The following is a 13,589-nucleotide window of genomic DNA, read 5'->3' as shown; positions in this document are numbered from 1 at the left end:
CGAAACGGTGAATTTAATCAGAATGAATTTTTGTACCAACTCATTGGATAAATGCGACTATGCCAACAAAAAAATTCCTGATAAAGTTGGCGCTTCTATTAATTGTCAGGAGTTAAGGGCCTCAGCTCTCCCTATGGACTGTCACCGAAGTTACTGTTTACTTAGCGTTAATACCCAGCCAGTGGGGTTAAATCTGGTTATCAAATCACGCACATCTGCTGCGTCTAATGTCACCCGATCTTTCTGCGTATTTATTCTGACAACCGTACTGCGGCGTTTTGCTGCGTCTGTTGTCGAGTGCTCATCATCTAAATCGTGTTCTTATTTACGGAGTCTGACATGGAATTTCTAATGGACCCCTCAATCTGGGCAGGGTTAATGACGTTAGTGGTACTGGAAATTGTTCTGGGTATCGATAACCTGGTCTTTATCGCCATATTGGCCGATAAACTGCCGCCTAAACAGAGAGATAAAGCCCGTATCATCGGTTTATCTCTTGCGCTGATCATGCGTTTGGGGCTGCTATCGGTCATCTCCTGGATGGTAACGCTGACCACACCGCTGTTCAGTGTCGGCAGTTTTAGCTTCTCCGGACGAGATTTGATTCTGTTAGTGGGGGGGCTATTCCTGCTATTCAAAGCCACTACGGAGCTACACGAAAGGCTGGAGGGTAACCAGCACGATGACAGTGCGAATCGGGGTTACGCCAGTTTCTGGGCCGTTGTGGCGCAGATAGTGGTGTTGGACGCGGTCTTCTCACTGGATGCCGTCATCACTGCTGTGGGGATGGTTAATGATTTGGCTATCATGATGACCGCTGTCGTGATTGCTATGGGCGTGATGTTACTGGCGTCGAAAACGCTGACCCGGTTTGTTAACGCGCATCCTACCGTGGTGGTGCTCTGTCTGAGCTTCCTGTTGATGATCGGCCTGAGTCTGATCGCAGAAGGTTTCGGCTTCCATATTCCGAAAGGCTATCTGTACGCCGCGATTGGCTTCTCTATCTTGATAGAGCTGTTCAACCAGATTGCACGGCGGAACTTTATCAAGCAGGAATCCCGCTTGCCACGGCGTCAGCGTACCGCTGAAGCGATTATCCGTTTGATGGGCGGGCGTCAGCAGCAGGAGCCACAACACGGCGACACACAGCAGACGATGCCAGCAGAAGCGTTTGCAGAAGAAGAGCGCTATATGATTAGCGGCGTACTGACGCTGGCTTCGCGCTCAATGCGCAGCGTCATGACACCGCGTACTGAGATCTCCTGGGTGGATTGCAATCGCTCACAAGCAGAGATCCGCGAGCAACTGCTGGATACACCGCACAGCTTGTTTCCCGTTTGCCGTGATTCATTAGATCAGATAATTGGTGTGGTTCGCGCGAAGGATTTGCTGGTTGCCATTGAACGTGGTGATTCTATCTGTGAGTTTGCTGCGGCAACCCCCCCTATTGTGGTGCCGGACACCATGGATGTGATTAATCTGTTGGGGGTACTGCGTAAAGCCAAGGGGCGCTTAGTGGTGGTTAATGATGAGTTCGGCGTGGTGCAGGGGCTGGTTACGCCGCTGGATGTGCTGGAAGCGATCGCCGGTGAGTTCCCTGACGAAGATGAAACACCGGATATCATTACTGACGGTGATAGTTGGCTGGTGAAGGGCGGGGCAGACTTGCACTCTCTGGAGCAGGCGCTGGATTGTCAGGAGCTGGTTAGCCCGACGGCAGATTATGCCTCACTCGCCGGTATGCTGCTGTCGCACTCAGGCCACATGCCGACGGCGGGTGATGTGGTTGAGCTGCATAATCTGCGTTTTGAGATTATGGAAGTATCAGATTACCGCATCGAACTGGTGCGCATTACCAAGCTGCATAACGATCAGGAAGAGTAAGGCGAGTTTATCTTCTGGAAACGGATGGCGCGACTGCACTGATGGGCACACTGCGGCGACCCATTCGGCACATTTCCCTGCCTGATGACGTCGTTACCCCGTATCTGACTGCATAAAACATCTGACCGCATAAAAAAGGGGAGCTTCGGCTCCCCTTGGTGATCACGATTTCTTTTACGGAAAGAAATTAATTACATTGCACCTTGATTGCCAACCCCCCGCGGGAGGTTTCGCGGTATTTAGCATTCATATCTTTGCCCGTCTCAAACATGGTCTCGATAACTTTATCGAGTGAGACGCGCGGTTCGCTGGTACGGCGCATTGCCATACGTGCAGAGTTGATCGCTTTCACGGAGGCTATCGCATTACGTTCAATGCAAGGCACTTGTACTTGACCTGCAACCGGGTCACAGGTCAGCCCCAAGTTGTGTTCCATGCCAATTTCAGCGGCGATACAGACCTGAATCGGGCTGGCACCCAGTAATTCAGCCAGACCAGCCGCTGCCATTGAACATGCCACGCCCACTTCACCCTGACAGCCGACTTCTGCACCAGAAATAGATGCATTCATCTTATACAAAATACCAACAGCACCGGATGACAGGAAGTAGCGGATAAAGATTTCAGGCGTCACTGGCTCGATAAAGTGATCATAATAGGCCAGTACGGCCGGAACGATACCGCAGGCGCCGTTAGTGGGGGCGGTGACCACACGGCCACCCGCTGCATTCTCTTCGTTAACGGCCAGTGCGAACATATTGACCCAATCAATGACAACCATAGGATCGTTGGACAGTTTATCGGAGGAAACCAGCAAACGGCGCAATGCGGATGCACGACGTGGTACGCGCAATGGCCCCGGTAGCACTCCCTCGGTATTCAAGCCGCGATCGATACACGCACGCATAGTCTGCCAGATCGCGGTGAAATATGACTCAATCTCTTCTTTACTGTGCATCGCCAGCTCATTCTGCATCACCATTCCAGAGATAGACATCCCTGTTTGTTCACAGTTGGCCAGAATTTCTTCCGCAGAATCAAACGGATAAGGCACGCTCACTTCATTGACTGCCGCTTTGCCAAAATGCTCTTCATCGACGATAAAACCACCACCGATGGAGTAGTAGGTTTTGCTGAGCACTTTCTCATTGCCAGCGAAGGCGTGGATCTGCATACCATTTTCATGCAGCGGCAGATTATCGCTGCGGAACACCATCCCACCTTCACGCGGGAAGTCTACCTCGTGCAAGCCATTGGCCAGCATCAGTTTTTGCCGTAATTCTACATCACGGATAAAGGCCGGAATACTGTCGATATCCACGGTGTCTGGCATGTTGCCTGCCAACCCCATAATAATGGCAATATCGGTGTGGTGACCTTTCCCAGTGAGTGACAGTGAGCCGTAAACATCAACGGCAACCCGTGTGACAGAAGGCATCAGTCCTTGAGATATCAGTAAGTCAGAGAACTGCTTACCGGCTTTCATTGGCCCAACAGTATGAGAACTGGACGGCCCAATACCAATTTTGAACATATCAAAAACGCTAATCACGCTAAAACTCCTTAACAAAGCCTTTTGTTATTCCCGGTGCATATGAATGTGGCCGAGAATATCTGTATTAAGTATAAGAGCGCTGTGGATAGCAGCAGGTTACTTTGTATTAAGTCTTGCTATCACAGGCCCTGTTAGTTTGGGTCCTACTGGTGTTGGCGGTATCAATTTGATATCGCAACAATGTCATCTCGCTACCAATTAATCGCTATCACTACCAGGTTTTAACCTTACTTTTTTAGTGGTTTATAGTGATGAATGTTATTTTACAGATATTTCATAACGCTGACAGGCGATTTTACAGTTTTTTTAAAATGGATGTGCAGGAAAAATAGGGTAAAAATCGATGTGATGTGGTGATAGGGATCGCTTTATGCTGTTATTGCGATTTTTTAGCTGTCACGATGTGACGGTTGTCACTGATACCCCGTATTGGGCACCGCGTTTTACTGTCAGAGAGTGACCTGCTGTGCCAGACGGCGGATGATGGTCGCCGTTAGCCCCCAGATAAATTGGCTTTCATACCAGGAAAGATAGACGCGGTGATTGAACCCTCCACGATGAATATCCAGTGCATAATAACGAGAGAGGCTGAGTGCTTCATGTAAGGGGATTTCGAATAGCCCGGCGACTTCTTCTTCATTGCCATGAAAAGCAATATCGGCGGGGACTAATCCTACTATGGGGGTTACCTGATAGCCACTGGAGCTATCGAGTGGGGCCAATTGCCCCAAGACATGCACTGAGGATGCTGGGATAGCCACTTCTTCTTCAGCTTCGCGCAGCGCGGTATCAATCAGTGAGCGGTCATCGTGATCGGCTTTGCCGCCGGGGAAAGCAACCTGACCGGCATGTTTGCGCAAGTGGTTTGAGCGCCGCGTTAACAGCAGCGTGGGTTCTGGGCGGCAAATAATTGGGATCAACACCGCCGCATGACGGCTGTTAGCCGAGAAACTGCCCGTCGGAGGCAGTTGTAGCTGAAAACGGCTGATAAACTCCATCAGGGCACGCCCTGTCATTCCATCATTCACAGACAGTTACTCACCAAATGATTGATTTCCCAACTGCGGCAAGATGCGGGCAACTTTATCGAAGGTTTCCTGATATTCAGCCTGTTCCTGACTATCAGCCACTATCCCCCCGCCAGCAGAGCAATATATTTTACCGTTTTCCGTCAATAAGGTACGAATGGTGATATTGGTATCCATCGTGCCGCAGCAACTAATATAGCCAATGTTGCCGCAATAGGCATTACGCCGATGTGGCTCAAGTTGCTCAATGATCTCCATCGCGCGGATTTTAGGTGCGCCGGTAATCGAACCACCAGGGAAACAGGCGCGCAGCAACGCGGTAGCCGGACAATCAGTGGGGAGCGTGGCGGTAATGGTGCTAACCAAATGATGCACTGCCGGGAAAGGCTCAACCACAAACAGCTCAGGTACTCGCACACTACCTGGTTGAGCGACGCGGCCAATGTCATTACGTAACAGATCGACAATCATCAGATTTTCCGCCTGATCTTTGGCTGAATGCGCCAGACGTTCAGCTTGCAAACGGTCCTGCTCGGGATTCGGCAACCGTGGCAACGTGCCTTTAATGGGGCGAGTCTGAATTTGATGGTTTTCCAACCATAAAAAACGTTCCGGCGAGACACTCAGAATTGCATTATGCGGCAAGCGGATAAAGGCTGAAAAGGGAGCCCGGTTGCTGCGATTCAGTGACAGAAACGCTTGCCATTCATCTCCCTGATATTCAGCACTGAATCTCTGCGCGAGATTAATTTGATAACAGTCGCCACTGTGCAGATATTCCTGAATCTGGCGGAATTTCTCGCCATATTGTGCCCGCGACATATTTGCTTGCCATTGGCTGGTCAGTTTGAATGGCATGACCGTTTCAGGTTTTTTTTGCTGCTGTAGCCACTGCCAGCGCTGCTCCACATCGCCGTGGCAAACTAAGGTCAGTTTGTGCAATTGGTGATCAGCAATCAGTGCCCAATCATACAAGCCGATAGCCATATCCGGCAACGCGACATCTGGAATCGCCAACGCAGGTAATTTCTCCACGCGCCGCCCCAAATCATAACCAAATAACCCCAAGGCTCCGCCCAGAAATGGCAGATCAGGATGTGGTGAGATAAGAGGCAAGAAATTATCCAGTTGTTGCTGCAATAAAGAGAACGGGTCGGCAAGTGAGCATTCCTGCCCTTGCGCACCCATGATCTGGGTTTCCAGGCCGTGGGTCGTGAGTGTTACCTGTGGGTCAGCGACCAAAATATCAAAGCGATTGTGAGTGTGTTCGGCAAAACCAGAATGCAGCAGCATCGCCCAGGCTTGATGAGCAAGCGGGAAAAATTGTTGGATTACGGCCTCAGGCTGATAAGGCAAGACTTTGAAAGTCAGGGATTTCTCACTCATGAATGGCTATTCTTTTCTTTCAGATGATTATATTTAGAGAAATGGCTGTCCAGTGGCATAATCGCCGCGCTCACAGCGAAACTGCCTGATAGATTACCATAATTTACTCAATTTAATGGGCAGATAGTTTAGTGGCAGTGGGTCACCGCAGACAAAAATAACCAGGTATAGACCCTCCGTGCTTAGCGTTGCTGGGGTATACTTAAGAATTATATGCAGGAGATAAATCAATGCTAGCGGGTATGCCTTCACTTTCCCATGAGGAACAGCAAGAAGCGGTCGAACGTATTCACAAATTCATGTCGGAAGGGATGAGCAGTGGCGAGGCGATTGCATTGGTGGCAGCGGAGATCCGTGAGCGGCACCAGGACGATCCCCAAGCGATGGCTATTTTTGAAGACGATGATTTTGATGAACACTCTGAGTCAGATTATCGCCGTGATAATGAACAAGATGCGGATGAAATCGAGGACCCTTACGAGGGGTAATGCCTCACGCCGTTACCGACTCACAACTAAACCCGCCACACAAGGCGGGTTTGTTAATAGCGCTACTTGCCACTCACCACCACGGCATCAGCCGCTCGTTTTGCCACTTCAATCGCCACCGTAATATCCTCTGCCACTGCCAGCGCAACCCCTAAACGGCGCTTGCCGGCAATATCAGGTTTACCAAATAAGCGAATTTGCGTATCTCCGCTCAAGGCATTTTCTAAACCGTGGTAAGCCACATTTTGGCTGGTAAGCTCTGGCAAAATGACCACGGAGGCCGCCGGACCATATTGGCGAATGGTGCCGATGGGTAAGCCTAAAAATGCGCGAACATGTAAAGAAAACTCAGACATATTCTGTGATATCAAGGTTACCATGCCGGTATCGTGTGGGCGCGGAGAGACCTCACTAAAGATAACCTCGTCGCCACAAACAAATAATTCCACACCAAATAGCCCGAATCCTCCAAGTGCTTTCACTACATTTTCCGCAATCTCTTTCGCGCGCTGTAAGGCGATATGACTCATGGCTTGCGGCTGCCATGATTCACGATAATCTCCCTCTTCCTGACGGTGGCCAATTGGCGCGCAGAAATGGATGCCATCAATAGCATTGATGGTCAGCAAGGTAATTTCAAAATCAAAACGTACCAAACCTTCAACAATGACCCTGCCACCCCCGGCACGCCCCCCTTGCTGGGCATAATCCCATGCGGCTTTAAGCTGCTCTTCGCCCCGGATCAGGCTTTGGCCTTTGCCAGACGAACTCATCACCGGCTTAACGATACAGGGGAAACCGATCGCACTCACGGCTTGATGGAACGCACTTTCAGTATCGGCAAAACGGTAGCTGGATGTTGGTAATTTCAGGGTTTCCGCCGCCAAACGGCGAATACCCTCGCGGTTCATGGTCAGGCGGGTGGCTTCGGCGCACGGCACCACACGCTGGCCCTGCGTCTCAAGTTCAACCAACATATCGGTGGCGATAGCTTCTATTTCAGGCACGATATAATGTGGTTTTTCCAGCTCAACTACCTGCTTGAGTGCCGCGCCATCCAGCATGTTAATCACATGGCTGCGATGAGCGACATGCATCGCGGGCGCGTCTGCGTAGCGATCAACGGCGATAACTTCCAACCCTAATCTTTGGCATTCGATAGCCACTTCTTTGCCCAACTCGCCAGAGCCGAGCAACATGACACGGGTTGCACCGGGGCGCAGAGCGGTTCCAATAGTCAACATAGTTCGTTACCTACATCAGTGAGAAAATGGCGGATTAATTTGACGCACGATAAATTTTACCGGAAATAGTATACGAGAAAACAGCGACGAAAACGATTGCGTATCTGGGCAGGAATAGAAACCTGCCTGAGCCATTTGCGCAGCGCATTGCGTATTTAGCCTGTTTTTTGCGGTTTCATTCCGGCATCGGGCCTATCTCTGGTATTATCGCGCCAAAATCTTGCGCTTGCCTTCAGGCCATCGCTGCCATTCCATCCAGTTATAAGAGTTACCGCCGTGAGCACAATGTCCTTTTCTTCCCTGACACTGCCTGCTGAGCAGTTGTCTAATCTAAACGAACTTGGCTATACCGAGATGACACCGGTACAGGCCGCGGCATTACCCGCCATCCTCAATGGGCAGGATGTGCGGGCGAAAGCTAAAACCGGCAGTGGCAAAACCGCCGCATTCGGTATCGGGCTGCTCGACAAAATCGCGGTGGGGGAGTTTGTTACCCAGGCGCTGATTCTATGCCCGACTCGCGAACTGGCAGACCAGGTCAGTAAAGAGTTACGCCGTTTAGCGCGCTTTACTCAAAACATTAAAATCCTAACACTGTGCGGCGGCCAACCGATGGGCCACCAATTGGATTCTCTGGTTCATGCGCCTCATATCGTCGTGGGTACACCAGGGCGCATTCAGGAGCACCTGCGTAAAAAGACACTGGTACTGGATGAACTGAAAATTCTGGTTTTAGACGAAGCTGACCGCATGTTGGATATGGGTTTTACCGATGCCATTGACGATGTGATTGCTTACACCCCTGTGCAGCGCCAGACTTTACTGTTCTCTGCCACCTATCCGGCAGGTATTGAGCGGATCAGCGCCAGAGTGCAGCGTGAACCGCTGAATGTTGAAGTCGATGATGGTGATGAAGAGCCGGCAATTGAGCAGGTGCTGTTTGAAACCACCCGTGAGAAACGCTTACCGCTGCTGATTTCAGTATTAAGCCATTATCAGCCAGATTCTTGCGTGGTGTTCTGTAACACCAAAAAAGACTGCCAGAGCGTTTATGAGGCTTTGGAATCCCGTGGTATCAGTGTTCTGGCCTTACACGGTGATTTGGAACAACGCGATCGCGATCAGGTATTAGTGCGTTTTGCTAACCATAGTTGCCGGGTATTGGTTGCAACCGATGTTGCTGCCCGTGGTCTGGATATCAAAGATTTAGCGCTGGTGGTTAACTTTGAACTGGCGTTCGATCCTGAAGTGCATGTTCACCGTATTGGTCGCACTGGGCGAGCAGGGATGAGCGGCCTGGCCGTCAGCCTGTGTACGCCACAAGAGATGACCCGCGCCCATGCCATTGAAGATTATCTGCAAATTAAATTGAAGTGGACTTCCGCAGAGCAGATTAGCCGCAGTACCAACACCATGCCGGAGCCGGAAATGGTGACGCTGTGTATTGACGGTGGGCGTAAAGCCAAGATCCGCCCCGGTGATATTCTGGGTGCTTTAACCGGTGATGCAGGCTTGACGGCGGCAGATGTAGGTAAAATCGACATGTTCCCGGTCCACGCCTATGTTGCTATTCGCAAAGCCAGCGCCAAACGAGCCTTACAACAGTTGCAGCAAGGTAAGATCAAAGGCAAAAATTGCAAAGCCCGTTTACTTAAATAATCACGTCGGGGGAAGGGCAGTTGCTCACCCCGAAAAATCACTATATACTGTGTTTATATACAGTTACTGATGGGCGAGAAGGATATAGAAAAATGGCCGTTGAAATAAAATTCGTCGGAGTAAGACAAGGTGAGGAAAAAATGACGTTCACAACCAAAAAAGAAGCCGATGCTTACGATAAAATGCTGGATCTGGCGGATAACTTATCAGAATGGTTGTCACAGTCACCTCTGTCACTTGAAGAAGAACAACGCGAGTCATTAAGCTTCTTCCTGGCAGAAAACAAAGATGCCTTAGGGCAGATTCTGCGTGGTGTCAGCCCTGCGATACCCATTGATGGCATACAAAAAGTAAAATCTGAAAAGAACAACGCGGATAAAAAAGCCAAACCTGAAGAGAATCAAGCGGCTTAATCTGGCAACTTTCGGCAGAAAGTGAAAAAGGGATCTAAAATGAATCGTGAAATCACCTTCTTCCGTCGCTTTGAGGCGGATATTCTGGCTGATCGTAAAACGATCACTATCCGGGATAGCAGTGAAGCCGATTTCTACCCAGGGGAAACCTTACGGGTGTGTCGTAATGAAGATGGCGTGTTTTTTTGTCACATTTTGGTCAAGTCTGTCACGCCAATCACTTTGGATACCCTGACAGAACGCCATGCTGAGCAAGAGAATATGTCATTGAGTGAACTGAAAAAGGTAATACAGGAGATCTATCCCGGCCTGAAGCAGTTTTACGTGATTGAGTTTACGCGGTGTTCATAACACAGTCTTAAATTTCTTGTTTATCAATGCTATTACACTCTGTAATCTGCCTTTCAATCATCGCTACTGCCGCTGGATAGAGATAATAATATGTGGAGGAGCAATGAAAAAGACAGGATTAACCTTGGTGTTGGCTACCGTATTGGCGGGTATGACAGTAAGCGCGCAGGCTCAGGAACCACGAGTAGCAAAAGTTGCTGCTTGCCCCGGTTTAAATCAATCGCAAGTCGCCACACAGGTCAAAAGGGACTTTCAGCAAAATCGCATCACTCGTTGGACATCAGATAAAAAACTGTTAGGCACAGATAGCCCGGTGGTATGGATCAATACCGTTGATATCACCGGCAACGATGATATCTGGCAGGTTCCACTTACCGCCCGTGGTAACAAAGGCGATAAAACCTATCAGGTGGTCCTCGATTGTAAGGCGGGCACCATCACCTATACCCTACGAGCTTAAAGCCATAACTCTGGCGTTAAGCTAATCACGGCCAAACAGGTGCTGGCGATAACATATCCTGCACCTGTCTATCTTCCTGTTTATTATTGAATGAGTTCCCAGTAACTAAATTATAAGCGTGTGCTGCCACTTGGCATCAAACGGCAATCGTGTCACTCTCGCTATAACGTTACAGAACAAAGAACACAGATGGATACCCCAATCAATGACCACACCTCCAAAGGCAGATAAACGTCCCTATCCGATGACGCTACACGGTGATACCCGTGTTGATGATTACTATTGGCTTCGAGATGATGAACGCACAGATGCTGACGTTTTGGGTTACTTGCAAGCCGAAAATGACTTCACTAAAGCGGTGCTTGAGCCGCAGCAATCCTTGCGTGAGACGCTCTATCAGGAGATGGTGGATCGCATCCCGCCTCAGGAGGAGTCCGTTCCTTACACCCGAAATGGTTATCGCTATCAGACCCGTTTTGAACCTGGCAATGAATATGCAATCAACGTGCGCCAGCCAGTTTGGGCCGATAGCAGTTGGGAAACGTTGCTGGACGGTAATCAGCGCGCAGCAGAAAGTGAGTTTTATACCTTAGGCGGATTGGATGTTAGCCCTGATAACCAATTATTGGCTGTTGCAGAGGATTTTTTATCACGCCGTCAATATGATATCCGGATAAAGCATTTACAAAATGATGTCTGGTTTGATGAAGTGATCAGCAATACCTCCGGTAACTTTGAGTGGGCTAATGATTCAAAAAACCTCTATTACGTGCGTAAGCATGAAAAAACCTTATTGCCATACCAAGTCTATCGCCATGTTATCGGCAGCGATTCGCAACCAGACCAACTGATTTATGAGGAAACTGACGACACCTTCTATGTCAGCCTGGAAAAAACCACCTCTGAGCGTTTTATCCTTATCCACTTAAGCAGTACTACAACATCAGAAATCTTATTGTTGGATGCCGATCAGCCTGAAGCGGTGCCGCAAATGTTTGGGCCACGCCGTAAAGATCATGAATATGGGTTAGATCACTATAAGCAGCATTTTTATATTCGTTCTAATAAAGACGGCAAGAATTTTGGTCTGTATAAAATTGCGGAAACCAGCAGCGAACCCACAGATTTTTCAGATGAATCAGAGTGGGAGTCTTTGATTGCGCCAAGAACAGCTGTGATGTTGGAAGGTTTTAGTCTATTTCGCGATTGGTTGGTAGTCGAAGAGCGCAGTGAAGGGCTGACTCATTTACGGCAGATTCACTGGGGTACTGGCGATCAGAAATCTATCACTTTCGATGACCCGACTTATGTCACCTGGCTGGCCTATAATCCAGAGCCGGAAACAGAGCTGCTGCGCTATGGCTACTCTTCCATGACCACGCCCAGCTCGATGTTTGAGCTAAATATGGACACGGGCGCTCGTCAGTTGTTGCAACAGCAGGAAGTGAAAAATTTCATTCCGGAGCAATATCGCAGTGAACGGATTTGGGTGACAGCAACAGATGGCGTGAAAATTCCAGTTTCATTGGTTTATCACCGCGATCACTTTATTTCTGGTGGTAATCCGTTGCTGGTCTATGGTTATGGCTCTTATGGTAGCAGCATGGATCCGGCATTCAGTGGCAGCCGTTTAAGCCTGCTGGATCGTGGTTTTGTTTTTGCACTGGCACATATTCGTGGTGGTGGCGAGCTGGGTCAACAATGGTATGAGGACGGAAAGTTATTGAATAAACTAAATACATTCAATGACTTTACTGATGTAACCAGAGCGTTGGTTGCCGAAGGTTATGGTGATGCCAACCGTGTGTTTGCTATGGGGGGCAGCGCCGGGGGCTTGCTGATGGGAGCCGTTATCAATCAGGCACCTGAGCTGTATAAAGGTGTCGTGGCACAGGTGCCTTTTGTTGATGTGGTTACCACTATGTTGGATGAGTCGATTCCATTGACTACCGGTGAGTATGACGAGTGGGGCAATCCGAATGATGAGGTGTACTACAACTACATTAAGCAGTACAGCCCTTATGATCAGGTGAAAGCGCAAGATTACCCGCACATGCTGGTGACCACCGGGTTGCATGATTCACAAGTCCAGTATTGGGAGCCAGCTAAATGGGTCGCTAAGCTGCGTGAAATGAAGACGGATGACCATCAACTACTGTTGTATACCGACCTGGACTCAGGGCATGGGGGGAAATCAGGCCGCTTTAAAGCGTATGAAGATATCGCTCTGGAGTACGCATTTATTCTGGCCCTGGCCTGATTCAGACAGCAAATTACGTCAGATAATGGGTCAGGGTATGGCGCATATCTGGGGTAAGGTCGCTGATAGAGGTTAGCATCCAACGCAGGTAGTCCGGATCTTGCCGGGCTATCTGTTCAATGCTTTTTCCTCGGTATTTACCGAACTTAAATGTCTGCAATATCAGAGGCTGCTGCGTCATCTCTGCCATCTGTTGTGCATTCCATCCAGAGTCTTTCATTATGCGCTGCAACAGTGCGGCGGTAACGTAGCAGTCATATAACGCACGATGAGGATAGAGGTTATCCGGCACTGAGACATTCAGGCGCAAAGCGTATCGCAAATATTGATTACTGTGCTTAATATCAGGATAAAGCATCCGGGCCAATTTGAGGGTGCAAATCCATTGTCCTCCCATCTCGGGTAAGACGCCACGATCAAAGGGAGCATTATGAGCGACGTAATAAGGGCTACCTTGGTATTTCCTGACAGCGACGGCAATCCGTGGTTTGCCTTCAACCATCTCTTCGGTGATATGATGAATAACCATAGCATCAATACTGATAGGTCGGTCCGGGCTAATCAGGTCGCTCATAGGATTACTCAATACACCATCAATCACATCAATGGATGCCACTTCAACGATACCGCCTTCTAAACCGCAGGTTTCAGTATCGATAACACGAAAATACATTTTTATTCCCCGCAGGCTATCGCTAAATCATAGCAACAAAAAACCCGCCTTGTGTGGCGGGTTTACTGACGAGACGAAAAGCCCGTTTATTCAGCGCTGGTAGACGATGATTTCTTGTCACGTTTCTCAGCTTTTTTTTCAGCTGGCGTTTTCAGTGGCTTTTTCTTCGCGTTCTTTTTGCTGTCCAT

12 protein-coding genes are annotated in these 13,589 nt (G+C 49.2%); 7 read left to right on the top strand and 5 right to left on the bottom strand.

Features of this window, described 5'->3' with window-relative positions:
- The first annotated feature begins 339 nt into the window (after window positions 1–339).
- Window positions 340–1,884: a TerC family protein gene (locus AT01_RS03965; RefSeq protein ID WP_042546173.1), complete on the top strand. Its 1,545-nt coding sequence runs from the start codon at window positions 340–342 to the stop codon at window positions 1,882–1,884.
- A 187-nt stretch (window positions 1,885–2,071) separates the two neighbouring features.
- On the opposite strand, the gene AT01_RS03960 is transcribed toward AT01_RS03965, so the two are convergent.
- The 3 genes from AT01_RS03960 to pabB all read right to left on the bottom strand — a co-directional run bounded on the left by AT01_RS03960 (window position 2,072) and on the right by pabB (window position 5,853).
- Window positions 2,072–3,436, bottom strand: a complete 1,365-nt coding sequence (locus tag AT01_RS03960) for an L-serine ammonia-lyase (protein WP_004701720.1) — start codon at window positions 3,434–3,436, stop codon at window positions 2,072–2,074.
- Window positions 3,437–3,888: 452 nt separating this feature from the next.
- On the bottom strand, window positions 3,889–4,455 hold the full coding sequence (locus AT01_RS03955) for a CoA pyrophosphatase (protein ID WP_042546172.1): 567 nt from the start codon (window positions 4,453–4,455) through the stop codon (window positions 3,889–3,891).
- 18 nt (window positions 4,456–4,473) lie between these two features.
- Window positions 4,474–5,853, bottom strand: a complete 1,380-nt coding sequence (gene pabB, locus AT01_RS03950; RefSeq protein ID WP_042546171.1) for an aminodeoxychorismate synthase component 1 — start codon at window positions 5,851–5,853, stop codon at window positions 4,474–4,476.
- 230 nt (window positions 5,854–6,083) lie between these two features.
- On the opposite strand from pabB, the gene AT01_RS03945 reads away from it, so the two are divergent.
- On the top strand, window positions 6,084–6,341 hold the full coding sequence (locus AT01_RS03945; protein WP_004701726.1) for a YoaH family protein: 258 nt from the start codon (window positions 6,084–6,086) through the stop codon (window positions 6,339–6,341).
- Between the two features lie 62 nt (window positions 6,342–6,403).
- Here the strand turns inward: AT01_RS03945 and purT are convergent, their stop codons facing one another.
- Entirely contained in the window at window positions 6,404–7,585 is a 1,182-nt protein-coding gene (gene purT / locus AT01_RS03940) for a formate-dependent phosphoribosylglycinamide formyltransferase (protein ID WP_042546170.1), read from the bottom strand.
- A 276-nt stretch (window positions 7,586–7,861) separates the two neighbouring features.
- Here purT and dbpA point away from each other — a divergent pair, with 276 nt between their 5' ends.
- The 5 genes from dbpA to AT01_RS03915 all read left to right on the top strand — a co-directional run bounded on the left by dbpA (window position 7,862) and on the right by AT01_RS03915 (window position 12,728).
- Window positions 7,862–9,244, top strand: a complete 1,383-nt coding sequence (gene dbpA, locus AT01_RS03935) for an ATP-dependent RNA helicase DbpA (protein WP_042546169.1) — start codon at window positions 7,862–7,864, stop codon at window positions 9,242–9,244.
- 92 nt (window positions 9,245–9,336) lie between these two features.
- On the top strand, window positions 9,337–9,657 hold the full coding sequence (locus AT01_RS03930) for a YebG family protein (protein ID WP_042546168.1): 321 nt from the start codon (window positions 9,337–9,339) through the stop codon (window positions 9,655–9,657).
- 39 nt (window positions 9,658–9,696) lie between these two features.
- Window positions 9,697–10,008 carry a N(4)-acetylcytidine aminohydrolase gene (gene yqfB, locus AT01_RS03925; RefSeq protein ID WP_042546167.1) on the top strand — a complete coding sequence of 104 codons (312 nt, stop codon included), beginning with the start codon at window positions 9,697–9,699 and terminating at the stop codon, window positions 10,006–10,008.
- 103 nt (window positions 10,009–10,111) lie between these two features.
- A complete protein-coding gene (yebF, locus tag AT01_RS03920) occupies window positions 10,112–10,468 on the top strand; it encodes a protein YebF (protein ID WP_042546166.1) in 357 nt (118 codons plus the stop codon).
- A gap of 205 nt (window positions 10,469–10,673) precedes the next feature.
- The gene (locus AT01_RS03915) at window positions 10,674–12,728 is read left to right on the top strand and encodes a S9 family peptidase (protein ID WP_042546165.1); all 2,055 of its coding nucleotides are present in this window, start codon (window positions 10,674–10,676) and stop codon (window positions 12,726–12,728) included.
- Between the two features lie 13 nt (window positions 12,729–12,741).
- On the opposite strand, the gene exoX is transcribed toward AT01_RS03915, so the two are convergent.
- Window positions 12,742–13,401 (bottom strand): exodeoxyribonuclease X, encoded by a 660-nt coding sequence (gene exoX / locus AT01_RS03910; RefSeq protein WP_042546164.1) that lies wholly within the window; start codon window positions 13,399–13,401, stop codon window positions 12,742–12,744.
- Between the last annotated feature and the right edge of the window lie 188 nt (window positions 13,402–13,589).

The sequence above is a fragment of the Yersinia aldovae 670-83 genome (assembly GCF_000834395.1).
GTDB lineage: Bacteria > Pseudomonadota > Gammaproteobacteria > Enterobacterales > Enterobacteriaceae > Yersinia > Yersinia aldovae.
The sequence above is the reverse complement of the archived record's forward strand: the minus strand, read 5'-3'. Positions and strand labels throughout refer to the sequence as shown.